24 protein-coding genes and 1 pseudogene are annotated in these 24,177 nt (G+C 37.6%); 15 read left to right on the top strand and 10 right to left on the bottom strand.

The features are described from left to right. Positions 1–5: 5 nt before the first annotated feature. From cyoE to BMZ31_RS10765, 10 genes and pseudogenes are all read left to right on the top strand, one after another. Entirely contained in the window at positions 6–923 is a 918-nt protein-coding gene (gene cyoE, locus BMZ31_RS10805) for a heme o synthase (protein ID WP_090832008.1), read from the top strand. Positions 924–1,361: 438 nt separating this feature from the next. Further along, a complete protein-coding gene (locus BMZ31_RS20535) occupies positions 1,362–1,511 on the top strand; it encodes a hypothetical protein (RefSeq protein ID WP_175480292.1) in 150 nt (49 codons plus the stop codon). A gap of 13 nt (positions 1,512–1,524) precedes the next feature. Then, positions 1,525–1,986 (top strand): cytochrome c oxidase subunit II, encoded by a 462-nt coding sequence (locus BMZ31_RS10800; protein WP_090831751.1) that lies wholly within the window; start codon positions 1,525–1,527, stop codon positions 1,984–1,986. Positions 1,987–1,999: 13 nt separating this feature from the next. Further along, positions 2,000–3,679, top strand: a complete 1,680-nt coding sequence (locus BMZ31_RS10795; protein ID WP_090831750.1) for a cbb3-type cytochrome c oxidase subunit I — start codon at positions 2,000–2,002, stop codon at positions 3,677–3,679. A gap of 161 nt (positions 3,680–3,840) precedes the next feature. Beyond that, the gene (locus BMZ31_RS10790) at positions 3,841–4,467 is read left to right on the top strand and encodes an SCO family protein (protein ID WP_090831749.1); all 627 of its coding nucleotides are present in this window, start codon (positions 3,841–3,843) and stop codon (positions 4,465–4,467) included. A 2-nt stretch (positions 4,468–4,469) separates the two neighbouring features. After that, positions 4,470–5,027: a hypothetical protein gene (locus BMZ31_RS10785; RefSeq protein WP_090831748.1), complete on the top strand. Its 558-nt coding sequence runs from the start codon at positions 4,470–4,472 to the stop codon at positions 5,025–5,027. A gap of 181 nt (positions 5,028–5,208) precedes the next feature. Beyond that, a complete protein-coding gene (locus tag BMZ31_RS20335) occupies positions 5,209–5,427 on the top strand; it encodes a hypothetical protein (protein ID WP_090831747.1) in 219 nt (72 codons plus the stop codon). Positions 5,428–5,631: 204 nt separating this feature from the next. Beyond that, positions 5,632–6,342, top strand: a complete 711-nt coding sequence (locus BMZ31_RS10775) for an SDR family NAD(P)-dependent oxidoreductase (protein WP_090831746.1) — start codon at positions 5,632–5,634, stop codon at positions 6,340–6,342. An 18-nt stretch (positions 6,343–6,360) separates the two neighbouring features. After that, positions 6,361–6,734 (top strand): annotated as a pseudogene (locus BMZ31_RS10770) (MerR family transcriptional regulator). Between the two features lie 349 nt (positions 6,735–7,083). Next, a complete protein-coding gene (locus BMZ31_RS10765) occupies positions 7,084–8,064 on the top strand; it encodes an aldo/keto reductase (RefSeq protein ID WP_090831745.1) in 981 nt (326 codons plus the stop codon). A gap of 904 nt (positions 8,065–8,968) precedes the next feature. Here BMZ31_RS10765 and BMZ31_RS10760 read toward each other — a convergent pair. From BMZ31_RS10760 to BMZ31_RS10725, 8 genes are all read right to left on the bottom strand, one after another. Next, complete coding sequence (locus BMZ31_RS10760) at positions 8,969–9,295, bottom strand: hypothetical protein (RefSeq protein ID WP_254778742.1); 327 nt, start codon at positions 9,293–9,295, stop codon at positions 8,969–8,971. Between the two features lie 103 nt (positions 9,296–9,398). Further along, on the bottom strand, positions 9,399–9,887 hold the full coding sequence (locus BMZ31_RS10755; RefSeq protein WP_090831744.1) for a staygreen family protein: 489 nt from the start codon (positions 9,885–9,887) through the stop codon (positions 9,399–9,401). A gap of 106 nt (positions 9,888–9,993) precedes the next feature. Next, positions 9,994–10,746: a hypothetical protein gene (locus BMZ31_RS10750; RefSeq protein WP_090831743.1), complete on the bottom strand. Its 753-nt coding sequence runs from the start codon at positions 10,744–10,746 to the stop codon at positions 9,994–9,996. A gap of 245 nt (positions 10,747–10,991) precedes the next feature. Then, a complete protein-coding gene (gene parC, locus BMZ31_RS10745; protein ID WP_090831742.1) occupies positions 10,992–13,424 on the bottom strand; it encodes a DNA topoisomerase IV subunit A in 2,433 nt (810 codons plus the stop codon). Next, on the bottom strand, positions 13,421–15,400 hold the full coding sequence (parE, locus tag BMZ31_RS10740) for a DNA topoisomerase IV subunit B (protein WP_090831741.1): 1,980 nt from the start codon (positions 15,398–15,400) through the stop codon (positions 13,421–13,423). The genes parC and parE overlap by 4 nt, the downstream gene beginning before the upstream one ends. 301 nt (positions 15,401–15,701) lie before the next feature. Then, a complete protein-coding gene (locus tag BMZ31_RS10735; RefSeq protein ID WP_090831740.1) occupies positions 15,702–16,115 on the bottom strand; it encodes a CoA-binding protein in 414 nt (137 codons plus the stop codon). Between the two features lie 160 nt (positions 16,116–16,275). Beyond that, positions 16,276–18,009, bottom strand: coding sequence for a glycosyl hydrolase family 18 protein (locus BMZ31_RS10730; protein ID WP_090831739.1), 1,734 nt, complete (start codon positions 18,007–18,009; stop codon positions 16,276–16,278). A 166-nt stretch (positions 18,010–18,175) separates the two neighbouring features. Then, a complete protein-coding gene (locus BMZ31_RS10725; protein ID WP_090831738.1) occupies positions 18,176–18,466 on the bottom strand; it encodes a DUF3243 domain-containing protein in 291 nt (96 codons plus the stop codon). A 202-nt stretch (positions 18,467–18,668) separates the two neighbouring features. On the opposite strand from BMZ31_RS10725, the gene plsY reads away from it, so the two are divergent. Beyond that, positions 18,669–19,262 (top strand): glycerol-3-phosphate 1-O-acyltransferase PlsY, encoded by a 594-nt coding sequence (gene plsY / locus BMZ31_RS10720; protein ID WP_090831737.1) that lies wholly within the window; start codon positions 18,669–18,671, stop codon positions 19,260–19,262. A gap of 32 nt (positions 19,263–19,294) precedes the next feature. On the opposite strand, the gene BMZ31_RS10715 is transcribed toward plsY, so the two are convergent. Beyond that, the gene (locus BMZ31_RS10715; protein WP_090831736.1) at positions 19,295–20,137 is read right to left on the bottom strand and encodes an STAS domain-containing protein; all 843 of its coding nucleotides are present in this window, start codon (positions 20,135–20,137) and stop codon (positions 19,295–19,297) included. Positions 20,138–20,470: 333 nt separating this feature from the next. Between BMZ31_RS10715 and BMZ31_RS10710 the strand changes: the two genes are divergently transcribed. The 4 genes from BMZ31_RS10710 to BMZ31_RS10695 all read left to right on the top strand — a co-directional run bounded on the left by BMZ31_RS10710 (position 20,471) and on the right by BMZ31_RS10695 (position 23,768). Continuing rightward, positions 20,471–20,659 (top strand): hypothetical protein, encoded by a 189-nt coding sequence (locus BMZ31_RS10710; RefSeq protein WP_090831735.1) that lies wholly within the window; start codon positions 20,471–20,473, stop codon positions 20,657–20,659. Positions 20,660–21,128: 469 nt separating this feature from the next. Beyond that, complete coding sequence (locus BMZ31_RS10705; protein WP_090831734.1) at positions 21,129–22,280, top strand: CapA family protein; 1,152 nt, start codon at positions 21,129–21,131, stop codon at positions 22,278–22,280. A 112-nt stretch (positions 22,281–22,392) separates the two neighbouring features. Then, on the top strand, positions 22,393–22,683 hold the full coding sequence (locus BMZ31_RS10700) for a HesB/YadR/YfhF family protein (protein WP_090831733.1): 291 nt from the start codon (positions 22,393–22,395) through the stop codon (positions 22,681–22,683). Between the two features lie 26 nt (positions 22,684–22,709). Next, a complete protein-coding gene (locus BMZ31_RS10695) occupies positions 22,710–23,768 on the top strand; it encodes a GGDEF domain-containing protein (RefSeq protein ID WP_090831732.1) in 1,059 nt (352 codons plus the stop codon). 110 nt (positions 23,769–23,878) lie between these two features. On the opposite strand, the gene BMZ31_RS10690 is transcribed toward BMZ31_RS10695, so the two are convergent. After that, complete coding sequence (locus BMZ31_RS10690) at positions 23,879–24,166, bottom strand: hypothetical protein (protein ID WP_090831731.1); 288 nt, start codon at positions 24,164–24,166, stop codon at positions 23,879–23,881. Positions 24,167–24,177: the final 11 nt, after the last annotated feature.

Here is a 24,177-nt window from a genome sequence, read left to right as displayed (position 1 = left end):
CTTCTATGAATAAGGAATGGAACGATGAAATATCAAATAAACGAAATGTCGCCACCTTCCTTAACGACTTAAGATTACTCTTTAAAGGACCCGTACTAATCGCCAATGTTTTGCCTGTTTTTACCGGCTTTTGGTTAGCTGTCCATTTTAGTGGATCCTCAATTATTGGTTACTTGGATTTATTTTGGCTGACAATGGTCGGAAGCACGTTGGTTATGGCAGGTGCCCTTGCAATAAATAACTGGTACGATGTGGATATAGACTCTATTATGAACCGTACAAAAAATCGACCTACGGTTACAGGTCATTTTTCCTTAAAAACCGTCCTCATCATTGGACTTCTTCTGACTATATTCGGCCTTACTCTTCTGATGTTTGTTTCCATGGAATCAGCAATCTATGCATTCATAGGCTGGTTCACTTATGTAGTCTTATACACAGTTTGGTCAAAGCGGAGATACAGCTTAAATACTGTGATTGGAAGTGTGTCAGGTGCTGTATCACCTTTAATTGGCTGGGCGGCGATCCAGTCGAGCTTCCAATTGGTTCCGATCATCCTATTTCTTATCTTGTTTATCTGGCAAATGCCACATACTTTCGCGATTGCAATAAGAAAATATGATGATTATAAAGCTGCTAATGTAGCCATGCTACCTGTTGTTTATGGATTATCCGTTACCAAGCGACAGATTTTTGTTTATACCGTCTGCCTGTTACCATTACCGTTCTATTTAATATCACTTGGTACGACATTTATTGTCATAGCATCTCTTTTGAATGTGGCTGGAGTAATTGTTTCCTTGCTTGGCTTCTTTGCAAAAGATGATATGAAGTGGGCAAGGTTGGTTTTTCTGTTTTCGGTTAATTATATTATGGTGCTTTTTTTATCAATGGTACTGGTTACATTGCCAGTATTTAAGTAATATGTAATGAATTCAGTCGTCTCGTTGTTTTGTTCTCAAAACAACGGGACGGCTTTTTTATACTCTGTTAACATACCTGTTCGGTTACAGGCATAGGAATCTGTTGTTTTCACCTTTTACTAACTTCTCTTTCTTTTACCCCTCCCACGCCATAACTTCCAAGGATTTGATTATTCACAAATTTGTCAAATTTGAATTCTCATCATTTTTCGCGATTCTTTCCTTATTTTTTCACTCAATTTGAGACAGTGAGTAATCAGTAAACATTAGTAATAGCGCGTTTCGGTCGGTCATAATCAGAAATACTTCTCCATTTTTCGAAACTTTCATTTATCCTTACTGGAAAAAAGATGAATTTAGGTGTGATGCAGTTCACTTAACTGATAATCATTCGCATTTATGATGAGGGTAAGAAAAGTTAAGGGGGCTGGTTGATCAATGGGATCCTCAAAAGTTAACAGCATGAAGAAGTCGGGCAAGAAAAATGAATCATCCATGATGGGGACTTTCATATCCTTAGGGGTAGTTTTAGGAGTTATCCTCATTACGTATTTTGTACTATTCGGCCTGTTTATGGCCAGAGTTTAGGGGGAGAGAGAACATGCATCGTTCAGAAAAGGTTTGGCTTGCATTGAGTTTCGGAATCATCATGATTTTTATGTTAATAACAGGATATCAAACCTTCGCTTTGCAAATGGGGCCACCGAGCAATTTGGAAACAATTGATCCGCAAAAGGTTGACCAAATTGCTCCGTTTGATAAGCCAGGAATTAAACAAGTAGGAGAAAAAGAATATGAAGTGGATATGACGCTCCAAATATTCAGCTTTAACCCAGGGAATATAGAAGTGCCTGCTGGATCAAAGGTCACTTTTATCATGACCTCAAAAGATGTCGTGCATGGTTTTGAAGTGGCAGGAACCAACCTAAACACAATGGTAGTTCCGGGACACATTCAAAAAATTACTCAGGTGTTTGATACGCCAGGAAGCTATTTGGTTCTTTGTAATGAGTATTGCGGTGCGGGTCATCAAGCAATGAGTACAACTATAACAGTGAAGTAAGGAGGGGTGGAAAATGAATAAAGTTACAGCGCAAACTTTTAAAGAAAAAACAAAGAAAGCATTTGGGTTAAATCCTAAGGATGCCACCCTAAGCAAATCCTATATATTTGTCGCATTCACAGCATTGCTACTGGGTGGTTTCTTAGGATTGTTACAAGGATTAAATCGTGCAGGATTATTGGAATTACCCGCGTGGTTCAATTATTATCAAGTACTTACAGCACACGGGATATTACTAATTCTTGTCTTAACCGCTTTCTTTACAATTGGCTATTTCTACGCAGCACTCTCCAATGACCTCGGAGGATTGCTTCCAAAGGTAAGAAAAATAGCGTGGATCGGGTTTGGGATGAAAATCGTTGGCTTTGTAATAGCCGTTATTCCAATATTATTGAATCAAGCTTCTGTTATGTTTACTTTTTACCCGCCAATGGCAGCGTCACCATGGTTTTATATTGGCCTGGTATTTATCGTCCTAGGTGTTTGGATGTGTGCTTTCGGGTCGTTTATCCAAGTGGCTGAATGGAGGAAGAAGCATAAAGGGCAGCACGTTCCCATTCTTTCATATTTTGCTACTGGCGTATTCATTCTTTTGTTCTTCAGCTCTATTCCTGTAGCTATTGAGGTTTTCATGATCATACCATGGGCGTTTGGCTGGATGAAAACCATTAATGTTATGCTTTCCCGGACATTATTTTGGGCTTTTGGACATACTCTGGTAAATATTTGGTACTTAACTGCCGTTTCTGCATGGTATGTCGTAATACCAAAATTAATAGGTGGCAAACGTTGGAGCGATACTCTGACGCGCGTCGTAATCATATCCTTGGTTGTAATGAACATAACAGGAGGCTTCCATCATCAAATTGTTGACCCAGGAATTTCTGAAGCAGTCAAATTTATGCACGTATTCATGAGTCTAGCGATTGGTTTTCCTTCGTTGATGACTGCATTTGCGCTATTCGCCGTCTTTGAAAGAACTGCGAGAAACAATGGGGAAAAAGGGCTTATCGGATGGTATAAAAAAATGCCTTGGGGCGATGTCCGCTTTCTAGCTCCATTCATTGCGATGGTAGCATTTATTCCTGCTGGTGCAGGTGGTATTGTCCAAAGTACGAACCAACTAAACCAGGTTGTCCATAATACTATGTGGGTAACAGGCCATTTCCATTTGACACTAGGGATGACGGTAGCAATGACGTTCTTTGGAATCAGTTATTGGCTCGTTCCGCATCTATCAAACAGAGTACTCACACCTACAATGAACAGATTGGGCATATTCCAGACTGTAATATGGACTGTAGGAATGAGCCTGATGGCTTTTGCGATGCATAGTGTTGGATTGTTGGGTTCACCTAGGAGAACTTCTTTCTCCACTTACGGTGACCACGCAACAGCACTAGGATGGGACCCTTATTTAGCAATGCTGGGCATAGGCGGCACCTTGTTGATGGTAGGTGTTATTCTACAAGTTTATGCCGTCATCAATATGATGTTTTTTGCACCAAAGGGTGAAACTGAATTCCCAATTGCTGAAACCGAAGAGGAAAGCTCAAAAACTCCTTATTGGACAGAAAGATGGGGAATTTGGATTGTAGTGATGCTTGTACTGGTTGGAATGGCTTATGTAATCCCATTAACAGAGTTCATTTTTAATGCACCTCCTGGATCTCCACCATTTAAAACCTGGTAGGAACGTAGAACGATTTATAAAAAGAAGTCGAAAAGCAAAGGGGACCAATCATTGATAGAAACCAAAAGAGAGATAGCTTTAATGTAGGGCTATCTCTCTTTTTTTATTAAGGCTCTTTTCGTAAACATTGTTGTTAGAACGACATTAGGGAAGTGATCTTCATGATCAAAATTGGCCGCAATACGCAGGCTAGCATCCTTGTTTTATTGTTTGGTCTGTTATTATTCTATTTTGGTACAGACGGATTCCGTGCATTTACTGCCGAAGCTGCAAGAGTTGCACGGCTTGAAGTGGATAAACCAAAATTCCCTGATGTCACAATTGAAGATAGTAAAGGAAGAACTTATTCTATCTCTGAATTTAAAGGGAAGTATGTATTTATTACCTTTCTTTATACTTCTTGTGGATCCGTATGTCCTGAATTGGAAATGAATATGTCAAAAGTCTATGACGAATTACCAAGCGAGGCTTTAGGCAGAAAGATTGTATTTTTGAGCATAAGCTTTGACCCGGATAGAGATGATCCGGTAACTCTTGACAAGTATAAGGATATGTTCAAAAGTGATGGGGAAACGTGGCGGATGGCTAGAATCAAGGATAAAAGGGAGTTAGAAGCTTTGTTGAAAGAGTTTGGTGTTATCGTAATTCCTGATGGAAGTGGTAATTTCACTCACAACTCTGCATTTTACTTAGTTAATCGAAACGGCTATTTGGCAGATGTGATGGATTATGAAAAGACGGATGCAGCAGCGCAAAAAATCAAAAGCATACTTGAAAAGGGGGATTGACAGTGAAACAGGCATTATATGGTTTGCTGTTATTTGTGGTCTTAAGTCTTCCGCCAGTTGCTGATTTTTTGGAGTCTATCATGATCATGCATATGCACATGCAAATGCCGTTATTGGTCATTTCGGGAATCTTAATAGCACGTTTTTTTCAAATTAAATTCCCCGGGTTTTTCGAAAAGTGGAATGGAAATGGTGTTCCTGGAATGATGTTATTCATCATCATCATATCCTATTGGATGTTGCCAAGGGCAATGGATGAGGCTCTCAATCTTCCTATGGTGGAAGTTTTCAAGTTTATCAGTCTGCCATTTCTAGCAGGGGTTCCTTTAAGGGACAGTTGGGTAAAATTATCAAGCAATCTTAAAAATATGACTATTGTACTCTTTGCCGTCATGTTTATCGGAATGGGATGGTTATTTATCATGGCAACTGATAATTTGTGCAATAGCTACCTTGTCATGGATCAAATCATCCTTGGTTGGGGCTACATCACAATGGCCATCTGCCTTATTATCTATCTTTGTTACTGTTTCTTCATTGACCCTTCGGATTATGAATGATGAGTCAAGCACTGTTTCAGGACAGTTTTGTATAAAATGAAAGTGTAATCAAAACACATTTAAGAATAGCGTAGTGTGTTAATGATTGAAGATCGTAACTGTGAAGTATTATCATTAGCGAAAACCATTGGAGACCAGGTCATTTGATTTGGTCTTTTTCTAACGATTCATTATTGTATCTATGATGATAAAAGCTGATAAAAATATAAAAAAGGGGAATGACTTTTTCTGTTTTTATCGACAAACAGAACTTGTTACTAGTATTTTTGTCGCAGACGGATTTGTGGCTCGTAATTTTCAACAAATTGGATTTGCAAAAAAAGAAATTGAACTTCTGGTAGAGATTAGAAATGAATTAGGTTCCTATCACCGATCACAGTTTCTTCACAAGCTATATTAAGGATAAGCATATTTAAGTTGAACACAAATACTGACCATTCAAAACTAACGAATAACTTACCGACATAGCAAGATATAATATTGATTTATAAACGAAATATTTTATATTATGTAAAAATCAGTTTCGTATAATAATTTTTAAAAAACCTTGACCTCAACTTAGGTTTAGGCTGTATCTTTTTAATATAAAAATTGGAGGAATCATATGACAAAATTTGCTTTTGTAACAGGTGCTAATAAAGGTATTGGATATGAAATTGTGCGTAAATTAGCTGAAAAAAATTATCATGTATTTTTAGGAGCACGCAATGCTGAACTTGGACAAAAAGCCGTGCAATCCTTGGGCATTTCAAATGTTTCGTTTGTTCCAGTTGATATCTCAGACACACAATCGATTCAAAACTCCAAAAATAAAATCCTTGAAGTAACGGACCACTTAGATTTATTGATTAATAACGCTGGAATTGCACTTGATTTTGGTGTTTTACCTAGTGAATTAAAACTAGAAACACTACGGCAAGAATTTGATGTTAACTTTTTTGGAACATTCCAAATCATTCAAGCCTTCTTACCTTTAGTGAAAAAATCTCAGGGTGGGAAAATTGTTAACGTAACGACAGATATGGCTTCACAAACAATGTTCGCGAATGGCGATATTCCTCAACTCAATATATTGGGCTATAATTCATCAAAAACGGCTGTTAATTCATTAACATTAGCATTTGGTACAGAATTTGGTACGGATGGACCTGAAATTTTAGGTGTTACACCTGGTTTTACAACTACGGATCTTAATAATAATGCTCCAGGTGGTAAAACAACTGCTGAAGGTGCACAAATCATTGTTAAATATGCTTTAAGCGATACAAACTATAATGGTAAAATCCTCGATAAAAACGGGATTATTCCTTGGTAATCACCAAGGTAAAATACTATGAACTATACCATTGGACAAGTTGCAAAAATGTATCATTTATCCATTTCTCAATTACGTTACTATGATAATCAAGGAATGTTACCTTTTCTAAAAGGAACTGAAAATGGAAATCGAGTTTTTGACGAGGATGCACTTAAATTTCTAGAAATGATCTTATGTTTAAAAAATACTGGAATGCAAAGAGATTAAACAATTTATTGAACAGACAATGAATGGGAGTGATACCATCCCACAACGATTAAAAATGATGAAACAACACGAAATCACTGTTTTACAACAAATTACGTGATACTGAAGAAAATCTAAAAAAAATTCAACAAAAAATTGCAAGATTAGAACATGAAATGATAAAAAATCATTATGAAAATTAACTAATTTGGGATTCTGCATTTTTTCTAAACACACTTTGAAAAGTGAAATTAAATCCTGAACCAAAAAATTGCTATAGTTACAGGGGTTTACGTGGTATTAGCGTGCAATAGCCCATAGGCTTTCTCAGAATGGCAACACTGTTGTGATAAATTACTTGATTAATAAACAAATGGCTGAAGAAGTTTTCGAAAGTATAAATCATAACGGCGGAATAGCATGTTCCTTCAAAGTAGATGTTAGTAAGGTCGGAATTCGCTAAAGAACTTAGACCAAAAAATATTTCAGTAGGGTGATATTTAGAAAAATTAACTATTTTATACCTTAATTTAAGCAGAGAGGATGTTTAATATGAAGAAAAGAATGCTTGGAAAATCTGAATTAGAGGTTTCATCTCTTGGTTTAGGCTGTATGGGTATGTCTGATTTTTACAGCGGACGAAATGATGATCAATCAGTAAAAACCATTCATCGTGCCATCGAACTGGGCATCAATTTCCTTGATACAGCGGATATGTACGGCCCTGGCCAAAATGAAAACTTAGTTGGTCAAGCTATTAAAAATCGACGTGATCAAGTTATTGTTGCAACAAAGTTTGGAGTTGTAAGAGGAGAAGATGGATCATTTTTAGGAGTTAATGGCCATCCAGACTACGTAAAACAAGCTTGTGATGCAAGTTTAGCCCGTTTAGGTGTAGATTATATTGATCTTTATTATCAGCATAGAGTAGATCCTAATGTTCCAATTGAAGAAACAATTGGTGCGATGTCTGAATTAGTTCAAGAGGGAAAAGTACGCTACCTTGGCATGTCTGAAGTAGCTCCTCAAACGATCCGCCGTGCTCATTCGGTACATGAAATAACAGCCATTCAGACGGAATATTCACTATGGAGCCGAGATGTCGAAGACGAAATTTTACCTGTTATCCGTGAGCTTGGAATTGGATTTGTAGCCTACAGTCCTTTAGGAAGAGGCTTTTTAACAGGGCAAATTCAAACATTTGAAGACTTGGCAGAAAATGATTATCGTCGCTTTTCTCCTCGTTTTCAAGGAGAAAACTTTACAAAAAATTTAGATCTTGTGAATCAAATTAAAGAATTAGCAAGAGAAAAAGATTGTCAGCCTTCACAGCTGGCACTTGCTTGGATTCTGTCTCAAGGTGATGATATTGTCCCGATTCCAGGAACAAAACGAATTCAATATCTAGAAGAAAATATTGGAGCCCTTAAAATTCAATTATCAAAAGAAGACCTTCGCCGCATTAATGAAGTAGCTCCAAAAGGTGTGGCAGCAGGAGAACGTTATCCGGATATGAACAGCGTTAATTTGTAATGAGGTTTCTCAATTAAAATAATCCAATAATTAAAAATAACCTTAGGGTGATTCTTGCTATCCTAAGGTTATTTTTATGTTTATAAAGAGTAAAAAAGATATTTGTCATCATTCATGACGCTAAGTTATGACAGTAGGTGAATTCTTTTCAGGTTTTATCTATGTAGGTAAATTCTATTCAAAAAAATTTCAGTGGTATTTAAGCAGTAATCATGGTTATTGCTTTGGAACCCATAAAAGGGAGGAATGTAGGCTGATTCTCTTCATTAATGTAGGTAGATTGTCTTCAACGGACAAGGGGGCGGATATGTAGACGGCCATATTTTGTTTCAATTATTCAGTTTACATAATATATATTCTAGGAAGTTGTATATATAGAATCAAATATCGTCTCAATAATAAAGTAAACTTAAGATAGTGAGACGAAATAGAATTTTTCAGCTGAGATCATGTTTTTTCATTTGCTTAGATTATCAACATGTATCTAAATTTCAAATCTATATGAGTCATTATTTGATTCATAAAATTTTTAACCAATTTGTAACTCTGGTTTGAACATCAGTTTCGTTTATATGTAAATTAATAGTTGTATATCGCTTTAGTTTTAACCATAAAAAAACCAATTACTTAATGTTTTACACATCAGCAATTGGTAAATCTGATTATTAGCTTGTTAAAATGTTTTCTATTTCAGTTAACATAATAACCTTATGTACATTAATTTCCTTTACATTATCATTCCATTAATTTCAAAAAATATAATTACCACTATCTTGATCAATAAATAATCGTTTTCTACAACCAGCTAAAAATTATTATGTAGGCTAATACATATTAAAAATTTCAAAACAGCCATTCATTCGACATTAGGACCTAATCTATTTCCTCCTCTTCCCTTCACTTCTTAGGCTTGGGGAATAATGCCCTTAAGTAACAAGATAAAAAGGAGTAACCCTACTGTTAAAAAGACAATTGAACCTAGCAATACGGGGTTTAAGCGCCATTTTAAGCTTTCTCTATTCATTAAAACTCCGGTTTGTGCGCTTGCTTGAGAGTCAATAAAACGGGTGTAAGCCCCACCGCTACTTGAGAACCAGAAAATAATTACTGTGAATGCCAATCCCGTAAAAAACATCACTTCTACGAATCTTACATGAAAATATTTTGCGATCAACCATGTAAGAATACTTTCCACACCGACAGTTAATGCGATTAACAATGCTTTTTTCACGATAAACACCTCCCTATAATTGGAAAACTCCCTTTCTATCATTATATCAAATAATAAATGCAGTAAAATACAGAATATTTCAAAACTAAAAGGCACAGGCGAATTAGACCTGTGCTAATGGTTGCTGCTGAACGGCATTCATTAAGTGTTGTCGCGGTGTACCAAAGTAAATGACTTGATTATATTGCGGGAATACCGATTCAAAATGAATGTAGATTGGAGAATCAAGTAGCCAAGGGAAATACGAGTAAATTGTTTGATCACCATAAACAATCGCTTTTAGTGCCAATTCAAGTTCCCTTTTAAAAATCATAAAGCGTACATGAGAATAACGTTCATCAAATTCGCCGCCACTAATATATACGCGACCACAAAGTGTGAATATCCCCATTCTCGGGATCCATTCTGCTAATACTTCATCACGGAACTTAGGATTAATCGCCTTATAATCGTATTGACAACCTATTGCCAGAAAAAGCTGACCTGTCGTATCAGAGTGGGTTAGCGTATACTTACGGGAATCAATTGGCCGGAATGGCGTTGCTGGTGCTAAATAAGTAACACTTAGTTTAGATGGATCAAATACACTCATGACAAGGATTTCCCCCTCTCAAGCATAATGATGCTTACCATAGTATATGGTAGGAAGGGAATTCCGTGACAAACGCCTATTTTAAATGTATCAACTAAGTTACAAACTATTTCAGGGTGTAAACCTTCGTTCTTTTGAGCTTCCATTGTCCCTCAGTATAAAACCATGAAGACTCTACTTTAGCTATGGAATCAGATGTTGTGATACCGCTAATTAGCTGCACTCCCTTCAATCCTAGTTGATTTCCTTCAATCATGACTGGAGTGAGTGAGGAAAATCTATTGACAATCAATTCTGTTGGTTCATTCAGCTTTCCATTTAAGTATAAGCCGGATTGGTCATATTCTTGTTTCCTGTTTTTTAAATCAAAAGTAAATACGTCACTTGTAGGTTTTATGACAGCTTTGGCTTGATATCCATCTTGAAAGGATGTGTCGATATTCAGTACCTGAGGAACGGATAGGTCTGTCGGTCTAAAATCCTTTAGGGTGTAAAGGATATAATTCGAAGAACCACTACTGCCACCTGTTGAAACGTTGAGCAATACATCTAGAATTCCATCGTGATTAAGATCGGCAAACGATAGTCCAGGTTCAATTCCCGTTCCAGCATTGATACGCAATTTTTCATCACGAGAATTGACTACTTCAAGGAAGATGTTTTTAAAGTATGGATCTTCTTTTTTATTTTTGATTCCCTGTAGTGTTAGTTCTTCTGGCTTGCCATCCCCGGTAACATCAATGAAACGTTCCGAAATGATGACGGTTTTTTCTGCTTCCTCCATGGCAAAAACGGCTGTCATGGCTGAGAGTGAAATGAAGAAGAAAGCTGCAAAAGCAAATAAGTGTTCTTTTCTCATCTTTATCCCTCCGGAATTTAAGTAATCTTATATTGTCCATTTATGGAAAAAAGATGTATTTTCGGAGGGGCTTTCCAGAGCAAAATTCGGAAGTGTCCTGTTTAGCGCTTCAAGAAACGACCCCGAGGGGCTGGGTGCTGGAGCTGGATTAAATGGAACTTGTAAAAAGTTATACGCATCCTACAATTTCATAAATTCCTAGACCAGAAAAAATCCCCCTAACTCAATGGTCAGGAGGATACTCGTTATTCATTTGTAGATTGTTCTGTTTTCCAGATCAGTGATGCTTTGCCACTGTCACCTTCATCAATAAGGAATGAACCATTGGAATAGCGGTCACTAAACTTTAATTCCGATACTTTAAAGGTCTCACTTACACCTTTTTCGGTTTGAATCGTGATTTCATCTGTTTCGTTTGAAATATCAAACCCAATAACACGGTGTGGATTTGCTTTGAGCTCTCTAAGCATTACGACACCTCGTTTAGCACGGGATGATTTTTCAAATTCTTTTAGTTTCATCTTCTTGACAGAACCACGTTGGGTCACAATGACAACTGATGGCTTTTGGTCTGGATTTACGATTTTTCCACCGACAATATAGTCAGCGTCCTTAAGATTCATACCTTTTACGCCTGCAGCTCTTGCTCCAACAATGCTAACTTCTTCTTCATGGAACCATAACGCATAACCATAATGAGTTGTCATAAAGATATCCTGCTTGCCATCTGTCAAGTGAACATCGACCACTTTATCGCTATCTTTTAGGTTAACCGCAACAAGAGGCTTAGAGTAACGTTGAGCTTTATAATACTTTAGCTCTGTTTTCTTAACCATACCGTTTTTCGTAACAAATAATAGGAATGATTCAGCGTCAAAGTCTTTGATTGGCATAACCTTGATAATTTCATCATCACGGTCAATTGGTATGATATTAGCGATATGCTGACCAAGGTCTTTCCAACGGATATCAGGAAGCTCGTGCACTGGACAATACAAATAGTTACCCTTGCTAGTAAATAACAAGACAACGTCCTTTGTATTTACATCCACTTGAGCGAGCAAGCGGTCAGAGTCTTTCATCGCCAAGTCTTGGCCGTTAGAAGCCGCAAAGGAGCGCTGACTTGTACGTTTCACGTAACCTTCCTTGGTAACGGTAACGATGACATCTTCACTCGCTACCATAACTTCTAGGTTGATCTTGATTTCCTCAATTTCAGCCTGGATTTGTGAACGACGATCGTCTGCAAAGCGCTTTTTCAAATCTTTCAAGTCTTTTTTGATGACAGAAAGAAGTTTCTTTTCACTGTCTAAAATCGCAGTAAGTTCTTCAATTTTCTTTGCCAATTCTTCAGCTTCTGCTCTCAGTGCCGTAATATCCGTATTTGTTAAACGATATAACTGCAAGGAAACGATTGCTTCTGATTGTGCTTCAGTAAACTCAAACTTAGCAATCAAATTATCTTTTGCATCGCGTTTATCTTTAGAAGCTCGGATTGTCGCAATCACTTCATCTAGTATCGATAAGGCTTTCATTAAGCCTTCGACGATATGCTGACGTTCACGAGCTTTATTTAGTTCAAATTGTGATCTTCTTGTGATAACTTCCTTTTGGTGATCAATATAGGCATCAAGAAGTTCTCTTAGCCCCATAAGTACAGGTCGTTTTTTGTGAATAGCGACCATATTAAAATTATAGGCTACTTGTAAATCACTGTTTTTATAAAGGAAGTTCAATACTCCAGCTGCATCTGCATCTTTCTTTAGTTCGATGACGATACGAAGGCCAGTACGGTCAGTCTCATCACGCACCTCAGAAATCCCCTCAAGCTTACGGTCGACTCTAAACTCATCCATTTTTCTGACGAGGTTTGCTTTGTTTACTTCGAATGGAATTTCAGTGATGACGATTTGCTGCTTACCACCGCGAACATCTTCAATATCAGCTTTTGCACGGATAATGATTTTCCCTTTACCTGTTTCGTATGCCTTTTTGATTCCGTCAACACCTTGGATAATTCCGCCTGTTGGGAAATCTGGCCCTTTGATAACAGTCATTAGTTCATCAACTGTAGAGTCTGGGTGGTCCATACGCATAATCACACCATCAATGATTTCACCAAGGTGATGTGGAGGAATTTCTGTTGCATAACCAGCAGAGATACCAGTTGAACCGTTGGCTAGCAAGTTCGGGAACATAGCTGGTAACACAGTAGGTTCTTGAGAAGTATCGTCAAAGTTAGGAATGAAATCAACTGTCTTCTTTTCAATATCACGTAATAGTTCTGCTGCGATGGCTGATAAACGAGCTTCTGTATAACGCATCGCTGCAGGTGGATCTCCATCTACGCTACCGTTGTTACCGTGCATTTGAATCAGGACGTTTCTTACTTTCCAGTCCTGACTCATCCGAACCATTGCATCGTAAACGGATGTGTCACCATGCGGATGATAGTTACCGATTACGTTACCGACGGTCTTTGCAGATTTTCTGTAACCTTTGTCATTTGTATTGCCTTCGACATGCATGGCATAAAGAATACGACGTTGTACAGGTTTTAATCCATCACGGGCATCAGGTAATGCCCGTTCTTGAATAATATACTTACTATATCGTCCGAAACGGTCGCCTAAAACATCTTCTAGAGGCAGGTCCCGGAATTTTTCCTGTGAACTCATTCCTCATTTCCCCCTTCAGCAACCGTAATGTTTTCATTTTCAAGAATGTTCGATTCTTCCTCAAGTCCGAATGCCACATTTGATTCAATCCATTTACGACGTGGCTCAACTTTATCACCCATCAATGTCGTAACGCGTCGTTCCGCTCTTGCAGCGTCATCAATTTTCACACGAATTAGAGTGCGTGTTTCAGGATCCATTGTCGTTTCCCATAATTGATCTGCGTTCATTTCACCAAGACCCTTATAGCGCTGGATCATATAGCCTTTGCCAATCTTCTTGATTGCACCTGCAAGCTCTTCATCACTCCAAGCGTATTCAATCACTTCCTTTTTACCGGCACCTTTACTCACCTTATACAAAGGAGGAAGTGCGATGAAAACCTTTCCTGCTTCAAGAAGCGGTTTCATATATCGGTAAAAGAAAGTTAGTAGAAGCACTTGGATGTGCGCTCCATCTGTATCGGCATCGGTCATAATGATGACTTTATCGTAGTTACAGTCTTCAACAGTGAAATCTGCTCCGACCCCTGAACCGATTGCATGAATGATGGTATTGATTTCTTCATTCTTAAAAATATCCTGCAGTTTCGCTTTTTCGGTATTGATAACTTTACCTCGAAGTGGAAGGACTGCTTGGAAACGTCTGTCACGACCTTGTTTTGCAGATCCGCCCGCTGAATCTCCCTCTACGAGATAGATTTCATTTTTCAAAGGATTACGAGATTGCGCAGGAGTTAATTTACCTGATAGAACGGTGTCTGAACGCTTACGTTTTTTGCCGTTTCTAGCATCGTCTCTAGCTTTACGAGCTGCTTCACGTGCCTGATACGCCTTAATTGCTTTCTTGATAAGCAATGAGCTAGTTTCAGGATTTTCTTCCAGGAAATAAGATAAATGCTCTGTCACAACGGAATCAACCGCAGAACGAGCTTCACTTGTTCCTAACTTTCCTTTTGTCTGTCCTTCGAACTGCAATAGCTCTTCAGGTATACGAACGGAAATGATGGCTGATAATCCTTCACGGATATCCGCTCCATCAAGATTCTTATCTTTTTCTTTCAATAATCCTACTTTACGAGCATATTCATTAAAAGCTCTAGTCATAGCCGTTTTTGAACCTACTTCGTGTGTTCCTCCATCTTTTGTCCTTACATTATTAACGAATGAAAGGATATTTTCAGAGTAACCATCATTGAATTGGAAAGCGAATTCTAACTCAATTCCATTCTGATTCCCTTCAAAGCTGACGACGTGATGAAGAGTATCTTTTTCTTCATTCAAGTATTCCACAAATGCTTCAATTCCGGTTTCGTAGTGAAAAACGTCACGCGCATCATGACGTTCGTCGATCAGTTCAATCTTGAACCCTTTTAATAGAAATGCAGATTCTCTTAACCGTTCGCATAATGTCTCATAGTTATATGTCGTAACAGAGAATATGGACCTATCAGGTTTAAAATGAATCGTCGTACCTGTTTGATTCGTCTTCCCAATTTTTTCGAGAGTTGTAACGGGCTTACCACCATTTTCAAATCGCTGTTCATATACAAAACCGTCACGTTTAATCGTAACGACTAGCCATTCTGATAAGGCGTTTACAACTGAGGCACCAACACCGTGCAAACCACCACTCGTTTTGTATCCACCTTGTCCAAATTTACCACCTGCATGGAGAACGGTTAGGATGACTTCTGGAGTTGGTTTACCCATTTTATGCATTCCAGTAGGCATTCCACGACCTTTATCCTGGACGCTAATGGAGTTATCTTTGTGTATTTTTACAATGATCTGATTACCATATCCGGCGAGTGCTTCGTCAACGGAATTGTCTACAATCTCGTAGACGAGGTGATGAAGACCTCTTGTATCGGTACTTCCTATATACATACCGGGACGTTTCCGTACGGCCTCTAGTCCTTCAAGAACTTGGATGGCATCATCATTGTATTCAAATTGTTGCTGATTTGTTGCCACGAAATTACCCCTTTCATACCTTGCAAAAAGCGAAGCCTTCTCTTACATTAAGTTAAACGTTCGATTATGAATTCGTCAATAGAGGAAAAAATCCTTTAATCTCACAAGGAACAAACGTTCTTGTTTTCTATTGTATCATACGCACTTGTGGCGTCTATGCTTAATTGTAGCGTTTTATTCAGATTTGGCAAATGAGTTTAAAGGAAAAAAACAAAAAATTGGTGAAAATGACCAAAAATGTGGAGAGAAGGCTGAAGAAAATAAAAAGCCATGGAAACCAACGGATTCCATGGCAAACTTGTTATCTTGTAAGAGCGAGTTCAACCTTGATACAGCGATCCATTACGACTGTGTAACCTTTGTCCTTAAGAAATTTGTATGCTTCTTCGTTCATTAAGCCTTGTTGAGCCCAAAACACGTCTGCATCAATTTCATCAAAGTCTCGGGCAACTTCAGGCAAGAATTCGGATCGTCTGAACACATTGACAATATCTACATGTCCTTTAACGTCTTTTAAAGTTGGTACGGCTCTAACGCCAAGGGCTTCGTCAATAGATGGGTTCACCGGTATAATTTCATATCCCGCTCTTTGCATAGCTGCAGAAACCATATAAGATGTTCTGTCCGGATCATTACTTAGACCTACAACAGCTATTCTTTTTGCTTTTTTTAAGAGAACACCTAGTTCTTCTCTCGTTGGGTTTGTAATTGGCATCATATACTCTCCTTTTCATTTCTGAATGGCAAAGCATTTGTACTACCTTTATTTTAGCCTTATTTCCGAGAAAACTCTAATAAGAACCCTTAACGCTGTCCAGAATGATAAACTGTAAGATAGTCGATAAAAAAACCGACAATTGCCGGTTTTCAAAAATTTATTTTTTTGTCACATCTTTTTGTTCATCAAGCCTAAGCGCAACCCATGCAGTTTCGTCAGCAAAGTAACGAGACCAAGTTGCTATGCCTGCTAAACTGTATTTCTTCGATAACTCCGCTCGTTTACCTAATGACAATTCATCTTCTATCCAAATTTTATAAGTGATTTTCTCTTGTTCCGAGTAGAATTCAACATAATTTTGTCCGCTCGCATCATCATAAACCGGAGTAATTCCTTTCGAGGCAATCCACTCCTTTGCCTTGGACATGGATAAGGCTTCAGAAGTTACTTTTACCTGACCATCTTCCAGTTGTTCTTCTTTCCAAAGTCTCGTATAAAGGGGAACACCGAGAATCAAGCGTTCATTTGGGACAACTTGAAGCAATTTTTGCAAATGTTCTTCTACCCATGGCAGACTTGCGACACTTCCTGCTACAGGTGATGAACCCCAATGTTCATCGTATGCCATGACAACCATGTAATCAACTATTTTTGAGAGTTCATCTCGTTCGTAAAAAGCTGACCAGTTCCCGCTCCCAGATATAAAAGTGATATCCATTGATACCGTTAGTCCTGCAGCATGTAAATAGGGTGTTGCTTCTCTTAATAACTGTGTAACGAATGGACCATCTTTTACAGCCACGTTCTCAATGTCAAAATTAATACCGTCAAGTTCGTACATTTGTGCAAAATGTAAAAGCTGACGAATGATCGTTTGTCTAGTTTCGAAGTCCTTAAAAGCCTCATGGGTCATTTCTGGGTTGAAGTCGTTTGAAAATAACCCCCAAACTTGATACCCTCGACCCTTAGCCCATTTCGAGTAATCCAGGGAAGCTAAGTTCGCAATGCCGCCCTGTTTATTATTTAATTTAAACCAAGTTGGTGAAACAACGTTTACTCCCGACATTTCAGAAATTAAAGCATGATTCGGATTTTTAGTGTAAACTGCTTCCCATGTCAAGTGGATTGGTCCGTTGATTTTTGTGAGTTTAGCAGGAGTATCAGGATGCTCAATGCTAATGGTTATTTCTCCTTTCTTATCAACATATTCTTTTTGAAGATATCCAGCAATTCCATTTGATTTTCTGACAAAATAAAAGTCTCCGGTTTCATTTTCAATTGTAATCTCTTCTTTATAAGAGCTATTAGCAACGTAAGGAGATTGAAGGGTTGGCTCACTTCTGAGTCTCAACAATTCTAAATTGACTTCTTTTCCATTGACTAAGGCATTTGTCGTCTTTTCTCCTGATTGTTGTATAAGTATTGCGCCAGTTTCTTTTAATTGCTTATATTGAATGGGATAAAAGCTCAGTAATGGGTCAATAGCAATATACCATTCCTGGTCCTTAAATTTTGCGATTGGTATTTGTATATCGACTGGCTTTGCGTTCACATAATAGGTGAGTGATTCTACAGGCATTTGGATCACTTTATCTTTTGTGGTGACAATGATTGAACTGGATTTTTGATCTACGATAATGGATTTATCGAGTTTATTAGTTAGAAACGATACAGGGATATACACCGTTTCGCCTTCAACGAATGCGTTTCCCACTTGTTTTCCTTTATATAAAATGGGACTTTTACCTGTAAAGTATGCCGTTTTTTCAGTTGAAGCAAAAGGATATAAGATAGTGAGTAGGAGAGATATGGATAAAGCGACAAAGATGATGGCCCCTCCTATCACCCAGCCTGTATTCGATTTCTTTCTTGTATATTCTATGTTTGCCATTCGTTTCCCCCTCCCAATCTATCGTACGAAAATAAGCAGGAATTGGAAAGAGGAAAATGTCCTTTTCATTGTCCTTAATTGCTGAAATCTATGGAATCTATCTCTTTCGTTTCACCTGTATTTCTGCAAACAAAAAAGGACGGAAAATTCCGCCCTTTTTATGGGATTACTTCACTAGTCTTACTAGCATATGGGAAAGCATGTGTTTTTCTTCTTCAGTTCCCACTTTCCAAAGTTCCTGTAACAACTGTTCTTCGCTGTTTTGAGGAGATTCTTTCTTAGCCAAGAAGTCACCGACTTTTTGGGCTGCGTTTGCAAGTTGTTCTTCATCCATGCCCAATTTTTCACCAAGACTTACTTTCTTACCTAGGTAGCTTTTGAACTCTTCGAAATCTCCGAGAACTTCTTTGTTTTTTAACACTTCGTTTTCAAGTTTTTGATCGTTTAGTTTTTCCATTGTTACCACTCCTTTATTGTAAGTTACAATTAATAGATTCCCGTATTTAAAATCGGTAAACCCGTGGCAGCACATTCAATGTGAGATAGATTTTATCCGCGATTAGAAAATTCAGACAAAAACTATTTGGACGACTATGGCGTTTTTACGAATAAATGGTACAATAGAAGAACTGATTTCAATTTTGAAGGAGAAGTTTTACATGACAGAAATTATTATTATTATCGGGATAGCTTATTTGCTCGGGTCCATTCCTTCTGGTCTCATAATCGGGAAAGTTTTCTATAAGACCGATATTCGCGAGCATGGCAGCGGAAACCTTGGTGGCACAAATACATTCAGGACATTAGGTGTAAAAGCGGGAATGGCAGTAACCATAATGGACATTTTAAAAGGCACGTTAGCTGCTGCGCTTCCGTTTATCTTTGGAGCAGATCTGCATCCTTTGATCGCCGGTATGGTTGCAGTTATTGGTCATATGTATCCTGTATTTGCTGGTTTTCGAGGAGGAAAAGCTGTTGCAACTTCCGGTGGAGTTTTGCTTTTCTATGAGCCACTAATGTTTGTATCAATTCTTGTTATCTTTTTTATTTGTCTCTACATAACAAAGTACGTCTCACTTTCATCAATGTTAGTTGGTGTAGCTGCAGTCCTGTATGCTGTTGTTTTTAAGGATGTTAAGGATATACCTCTTATTATTATCGTTAGCATACTTGCCTTTTTTGTATTTTACCGTCATCGAGCGAATATAAAGAGAATTTTAGATAAAACTGAACCAAAAATTAAATGGCTATAAAAGACCTATTTAGGTTTTTTATAGCCATTTTTTTAGTGACGTTTTATACCAAAGTCTTTAAGGGCTTGTTCAAGATTATTGTAAACTTTTATGTTATTGAATTTAATACCAAGTCCAACGATAGAACTGGCTAGTTCTGGCCGCATTCCGGTAATGGAAACTTCCACTCCAGTTAAGTTCAAAGCAGAGATTACTTTAAACAATTCCTGTGCCACCATCGTGTCTACAACTAAAACTCCTGATAAATCAATAATCAGGCAGTCTACATCCTTTTGAGAACTTTCATTAAGAGTGTGTTCCATTAGGATTTTGGCCCGATGTGTGTCGATATCACCTACAAGCGGCAAGACGGCAATCCCATCGGTAATAGAGATAACAGGGGTACTTAATTCATCAATCATTTCTTCCTGTGCTTTTAATCGTCCGTTCGTATAAAGGAAGTAGGAATGAGTAAATTGCTGAATCATTTCATCGAATGCATTGTTTATGGTCTTACACCATTCAAATGCTTGGCTAAAAGGAACTTGATCACTCACGCTCAAAATGGATTTTTCGTAATAAGTCAGAAATATCCCCCTAAACACTTTGAACTGCTCCATGGAACGATTTATGGGTGTATAAAGGCTAGCCCTCTTTTCCCCAGTTATCGCTCCCCAATTTTTTAATTCCTCTACTGATTCATTCACAATCTTTGAAGCTATATATTGAATGAGTTCTCTATTACTTTTTCTTAACTCCTCCACCCTCTCCATGGGCATGTGGTTGGAATAGATTGAATAATCTTCTTCACGATTACGAAGAGAAAGCCATTGATCAGTCATTTCTTGAGCGTGTTCTAATATATATGTTTTCAAGGTTTGAGAAGTAATTTTCATGCCTCTTTTCCCCTTTGCTAATGTTGTGAGACGGTGCAATATACCATTATTTTTTTCTATCGGAAAATACAACGATTTTATGTTTACCCACGCTAAAAAGGGCCTAAACCTAATCTTTGATTTTTTTTTGTGAAATAAGAAATTTAAAGAAACTAATTGAGGTGATTTCCCTTATTATTTAGATTTTCTTCCTGTGAAAAATAATAATCTACAGCAATTGGAGTTTTTAACCGAATTAGTCATAAATTTGTTTCACCTTAGAATTTTTATAAGGAAATCTTTATACACTATAACTATAAATATGGATATTACTTTAAGGAGGACAAGGTTAGAATGGAATCTTCGGAGCAACAAGGGCAAATATTCTCTTTTTCTACAGATATAGCGGAGGATCGTGATGAATTTATGGTCGAAATTTTTGGTTCCTCAAATTCTCTGGATAAGAATACCAACTTGCCTGTTACCATAACGAAGAATTTTGATGAACTGCTGAGGTTCATTGACGGTCTCGAAGAAAACTAACTTAATTAGAACTGTATCTTTTTTGATCAATAAATAAAAGCGGTCCATTTTGGATCCGCTTTTATATTTTTAGGAGCTGGAATTTTCCTTGTCCTAATACATCGCGTACATAATCTAATTTGGTATGAGAGAAATAAGGGAAATCTCTTTCGTCAATGAGAATTTTAATATCATTGAACTCAAATATTTGATCCTGAGAAAGTGGCCGCTCTTCCAGAGACAGCTTTAAGGAAGGTCCACCTCAACCAATGCCGATGGACACCCTTGCGAACAATTGTTCTGTCGGGTGTTTTTTCTCATTTTTAATGGTTTTGGAAAGAATATCGTAAGCGTTTCCGCTAATTTTAAACATCCTGCATCCTTCCTTTCATTATTTGTGAAATTTTTAATCAAATTACTTCATAAATATATTATAGTAGTTATAGATAGACAAAGAAATTGCTTATTCGACAAGAACAAGGGGTTGCATATGAAAACTAAAAAAATTTTTTCATTATTGATTATTTCTACTGTCCTCATCCTTTTTACTGTTTCATTATTCCTCCTGCTTTATCAAAAAAATACAGCAAGTGCAAAAATTTATTCTGCGGCTCCCCACTCTTCTCGTAACACGAATATCGAAAGTAGAGGTCTTACCGAGAAGCTGACGATAGGGGCCATTGGAGATATCTTGATTCATGATTGGGTGTATGAAGATGCCTTTAAGAATGGAAAATACGATTTTAAACCTATGCTTACCGAAGTAAAGCCTTTGCTTCAGTCACCTGATATTCTCGTTGCAAATCAAGAAACAGTTTTAGGTGGAGCAGAACTCGGTGTTTCAAGCTATCCCATGTTCAATAGCCCTACTGAAGTTGGAGACGCATTTGTGGATGCTGGAGTTGACATTGTTACGAATGCTAATAATCACTCACTTGATAAGGGTGAAAGAGGAGTCCAATCTGCTATTCGCTATTATGAAAAAAAGGGATTGCCTTATGTGGGAAGTTTCAAAAATTTTGAGGATCAACAAAAACTGAGAATCATTCGTAAGAACGGAATAAAACTTGCCTTTCTTTCCTACACATATGGGACAAATGGTATTCCAGTTCCTGAAGGAAAAGGATACTTGGTGAATCTTATTGATCGCGAAAAAATGAAAAATGAAATTCATCGTGCCCGTAAAGAGGCGGATGTCGTCATTATGGCTTTGCATTGGGGGAATGAATATCAACGAGTACCTACTAACGAACAAAAAGAATTAGGACAATTCGTTATTGACGAAGGTGTAGATATCATTTTCGGACATCACCCACACGTACTGCAACCTATGGAATGGGCTGAAGCAGCGGATGGAAGAAAAGCTTTTATCGTCTACTCTTTAGGGAATTTCCTGTCTGGGCAAATGCGTGATTACAAAGATATCGGCGGTATTGCAACCTTGGAAATTACGAAAACTATCTCTAAAAATGAGAGAAAGATTGAACTTTCTAATCCGGTATTTATTCCAACTTATGTGGAAAACAAGAACTTAAAGAATTATAGAGTGCTTCCACTCGAAAAAGCAGGTTCCGTAGGTGCAGTAAACGCAACGGTAAAAAACAATGAAATACTAGACCACATGCTGCAATGGCTCCCATAATGGGGGCTTTTTTTATTTAGACGTGGTCATAACTCCCCTCAGTCTAATGTACTCGCATTAACCCCGTTTATCTTTTATAATATAGGTAGGTGCTTTTAGGAAGGAGATACTTATGAATATTATTGTCAGCAACGAAGCAGCAAATTGGTATCAAAATGAAATTGGTTTAAAAGAAGGAGATTTTGTTCGTTTTTTCGTTCGTTACGGAGGTTGTAGCACAGTCCAAAAAGGGTTCTCGCTTGGTGTGGAAAAAGAAGCTCCAATAGGATTGGGAGCTCAAACTGTTGTAGACGGAATCACTTATTATATAGAAGAAAAAGATTTATGGTACTTTGATGGACATGATTTAGAAGTGAATTTTAATAATAAGTTTGAAGAACCTGAATTTAATTATCAAAAGTAAAAGAACGATTTTTCTAAGGGGAAAAAATGAAAGAGTCAAAAGAGGATTTATATTTCGTCCGATTTAAGAAAAAAGTATATTTTTGGATATTACCTTTCCTCATTAGTGCTACATTTCTAGGATGGCTCTTTGATGGTATCAATAATAAGAACGATTTCGTGATGTATTATATGTTTCCGGCATTGGATATATGGTTGCTATTTGTCCTCTTCATTTTGATATTTAAAGACAAATATTTGCCGAAGATGGAAATTATCACGATGATGATCATTAGTATCGTATATTTAAGTTGGTTAGCCGATCTTATGATATTCAATAGGAAGACACTAGAAGCTAGTGGCGGATTAGGTGAAATCACAAACTGGATTCCTTTATACTATATTTTCATTTTTCTTGTTTTCAGTCGACGTATTGCCTTGATGGTTGCAGGAAGTATTTTTTTTATGTCCTGTATGATTGGGGTTATTTCTATTATTACGTTTTCAGACGTAATTAATCATCAGGCGGTCGATACGCTGTTCCAATTTTATTTATCAAATGCGGTCTATGTATTTGCACTTTATTTTTTACAGCATTTGAAAGAAGCTTATATTCATAAACAGACGATGGATGTCATGGCCAATACTGATTTTTTGACGGGTATGCCAAATCGCAGGATGCTAGAAGAGACGTTACACCATTTCCTCGATCATCCGAATAAGAGTTTCTCGATTATCTTGTTTGATATTGACCGGTTCAAATGTATAAATGATACTTATGGTCATGCAGCGGGAGATACAATATTGAAGGAACTTTCTTCTTTGATTAGTGGAAAAATGAGTCAAGGTGATGTGTTTGGTAGATGGGGCGGCGAAGAGTTTTTGGTCATCCTTCCACATATGAATAGCAATGATGCTGCTAGCTTCGCTGAGACGTTGAGGAAATCAGTTGAAAACAATGAATTTACAGAAGTTGATAAAGTAACCGTGAGCTTCGGTGTCACTCAATATAGTGAGAATGACCAAGCTCGTCATCTCTTAAAAAGAGCCGATATAGCATTGTACAACGCTAAAGATAAGGGACGTAACCAAGTCCAGGTACAATAAGAATTGGCTTGGCGTTGGAGCTAGACAAAAGGAAAAATGAAAGAAGCTGATCAACCGATCAGCTTCTTTTTTGTAGATGAAATCATCCTATAGCATTCAGGTATTCATGATCACCAAAGGTGTTTTTGTAATCCTTCTGCAATCAGTATTTCTTTCTGACGAGAACCAAGTAAATCAAAATGAGGATAGCCTTGTCGGTGATGAATCCATTCCTTTTCTAAACCATATTGTTGTCCCCATTTGATTAACTTTACAAGGTCCTTACACCCTACCTTCGTGACCGTCCTAGCATCTGGGAAGCGGTCATCAACCCAATAGTGGGTAAGAAAAGCGATTTCCCCACTTTCAACCCGTCTCTTCCACTCCATAAGTTCTTCCCTTTTGATCCCAAATGCCATTATTATCACCT

The organism is Bacillus sp. cl95 (assembly GCF_900115925.1).
GTDB lineage: Bacteria > Bacillota > Bacilli > Bacillales > Cytobacillaceae > Neobacillus_A.
The sequence above is the reverse complement of the archived record's forward strand: the minus strand, read 5'-3'. Positions and strand labels throughout refer to the sequence as shown.

What these genes read in the sequence shown, in the direction of transcription:
- BMZ31_RS20335 (WP_090831747.1), top strand. Translation starts at nt 5,209, where the DNA reads ATGATGATAAAAGCTGATAAAAATATAAAAAAGGGGAATGACTTTTTC.
- BMZ31_RS10735 (WP_090831740.1), bottom strand. Translation starts at nt 16,115, where the DNA reads ATGCCAATTACAAACCCAACGAGAGAAGAACTAGGTGTTCTCTTAAAA.
- plsY (WP_090831737.1), top strand. Translation starts at nt 18,669, where the DNA reads ATGACAGAAATTATTATTATTATCGGGATAGCTTATTTGCTCGGGTCC.
- BMZ31_RS10730 (WP_090831739.1), bottom strand. Translation starts at nt 18,009, where the DNA reads ATGGCAAACATAGAATATACAAGAAAGAAATCGAATACAGGCTGGGTG.
- BMZ31_RS10695 (WP_090831732.1), top strand. Translation starts at nt 22,710, where the DNA reads ATGAAAGAGTCAAAAGAGGATTTATATTTCGTCCGATTTAAGAAAAAA.
- BMZ31_RS10700 (WP_090831733.1), top strand. Translation starts at nt 22,393, where the DNA reads ATGAATATTATTGTCAGCAACGAAGCAGCAAATTGGTATCAAAATGAA.
- BMZ31_RS10705 (WP_090831734.1), top strand. Translation starts at nt 21,129, where the DNA reads ATGAAAACTAAAAAAATTTTTTCATTATTGATTATTTCTACTGTCCTC.
- BMZ31_RS20535 (WP_175480292.1), top strand. Translation starts at nt 1,362, where the DNA reads ATGGGATCCTCAAAAGTTAACAGCATGAAGAAGTCGGGCAAGAAAAAT.
- BMZ31_RS10790 (WP_090831749.1), top strand. Translation starts at nt 3,841, where the DNA reads ATGATCAAAATTGGCCGCAATACGCAGGCTAGCATCCTTGTTTTATTG.
- BMZ31_RS10710 (WP_090831735.1), top strand. Translation starts at nt 20,471, where the DNA reads ATGGAATCTTCGGAGCAACAAGGGCAAATATTCTCTTTTTCTACAGAT.
- BMZ31_RS10795 (WP_090831750.1), top strand. Translation starts at nt 2,000, where the DNA reads ATGAATAAAGTTACAGCGCAAACTTTTAAAGAAAAAACAAAGAAAGCA.
- BMZ31_RS10725 (WP_090831738.1), bottom strand. Translation starts at nt 18,466, where the DNA reads ATGGAAAAACTAAACGATCAAAAACTTGAAAACGAAGTGTTAAAAAAC.
- BMZ31_RS10715 (WP_090831736.1), bottom strand. Translation starts at nt 20,137, where the DNA reads ATGAAAATTACTTCTCAAACCTTGAAAACATATATATTAGAACACGCT.
- BMZ31_RS10750 (WP_090831743.1), bottom strand. Translation starts at nt 10,746, where the DNA reads ATGAGAAAAGAACACTTATTTGCTTTTGCAGCTTTCTTCTTCATTTCA.
- parC (WP_090831742.1), bottom strand. Translation starts at nt 13,424, where the DNA reads ATGAGTTCACAGGAAAAATTCCGGGACCTGCCTCTAGAAGATGTTTTA.
- cyoE (WP_090832008.1), top strand. Translation starts at nt 6, where the DNA reads ATGAATAAGGAATGGAACGATGAAATATCAAATAAACGAAATGTCGCC.
- BMZ31_RS10690 (WP_090831731.1), bottom strand. Translation starts at nt 24,166, where the DNA reads ATGGCATTTGGGATCAAAAGGGAAGAACTTATGGAGTGGAAGAGACGG.
- BMZ31_RS10775 (WP_090831746.1), top strand. Translation starts at nt 5,632, where the DNA reads ATGACAAAATTTGCTTTTGTAACAGGTGCTAATAAAGGTATTGGATAT.
- BMZ31_RS10800 (WP_090831751.1), top strand. Translation starts at nt 1,525, where the DNA reads ATGCATCGTTCAGAAAAGGTTTGGCTTGCATTGAGTTTCGGAATCATC.
- BMZ31_RS10765 (WP_090831745.1), top strand. Translation starts at nt 7,084, where the DNA reads ATGAAGAAAAGAATGCTTGGAAAATCTGAATTAGAGGTTTCATCTCTT.
- BMZ31_RS10755 (WP_090831744.1), bottom strand. Translation starts at nt 9,887, where the DNA reads ATGAGTGTATTTGATCCATCTAAACTAAGTGTTACTTATTTAGCACCA.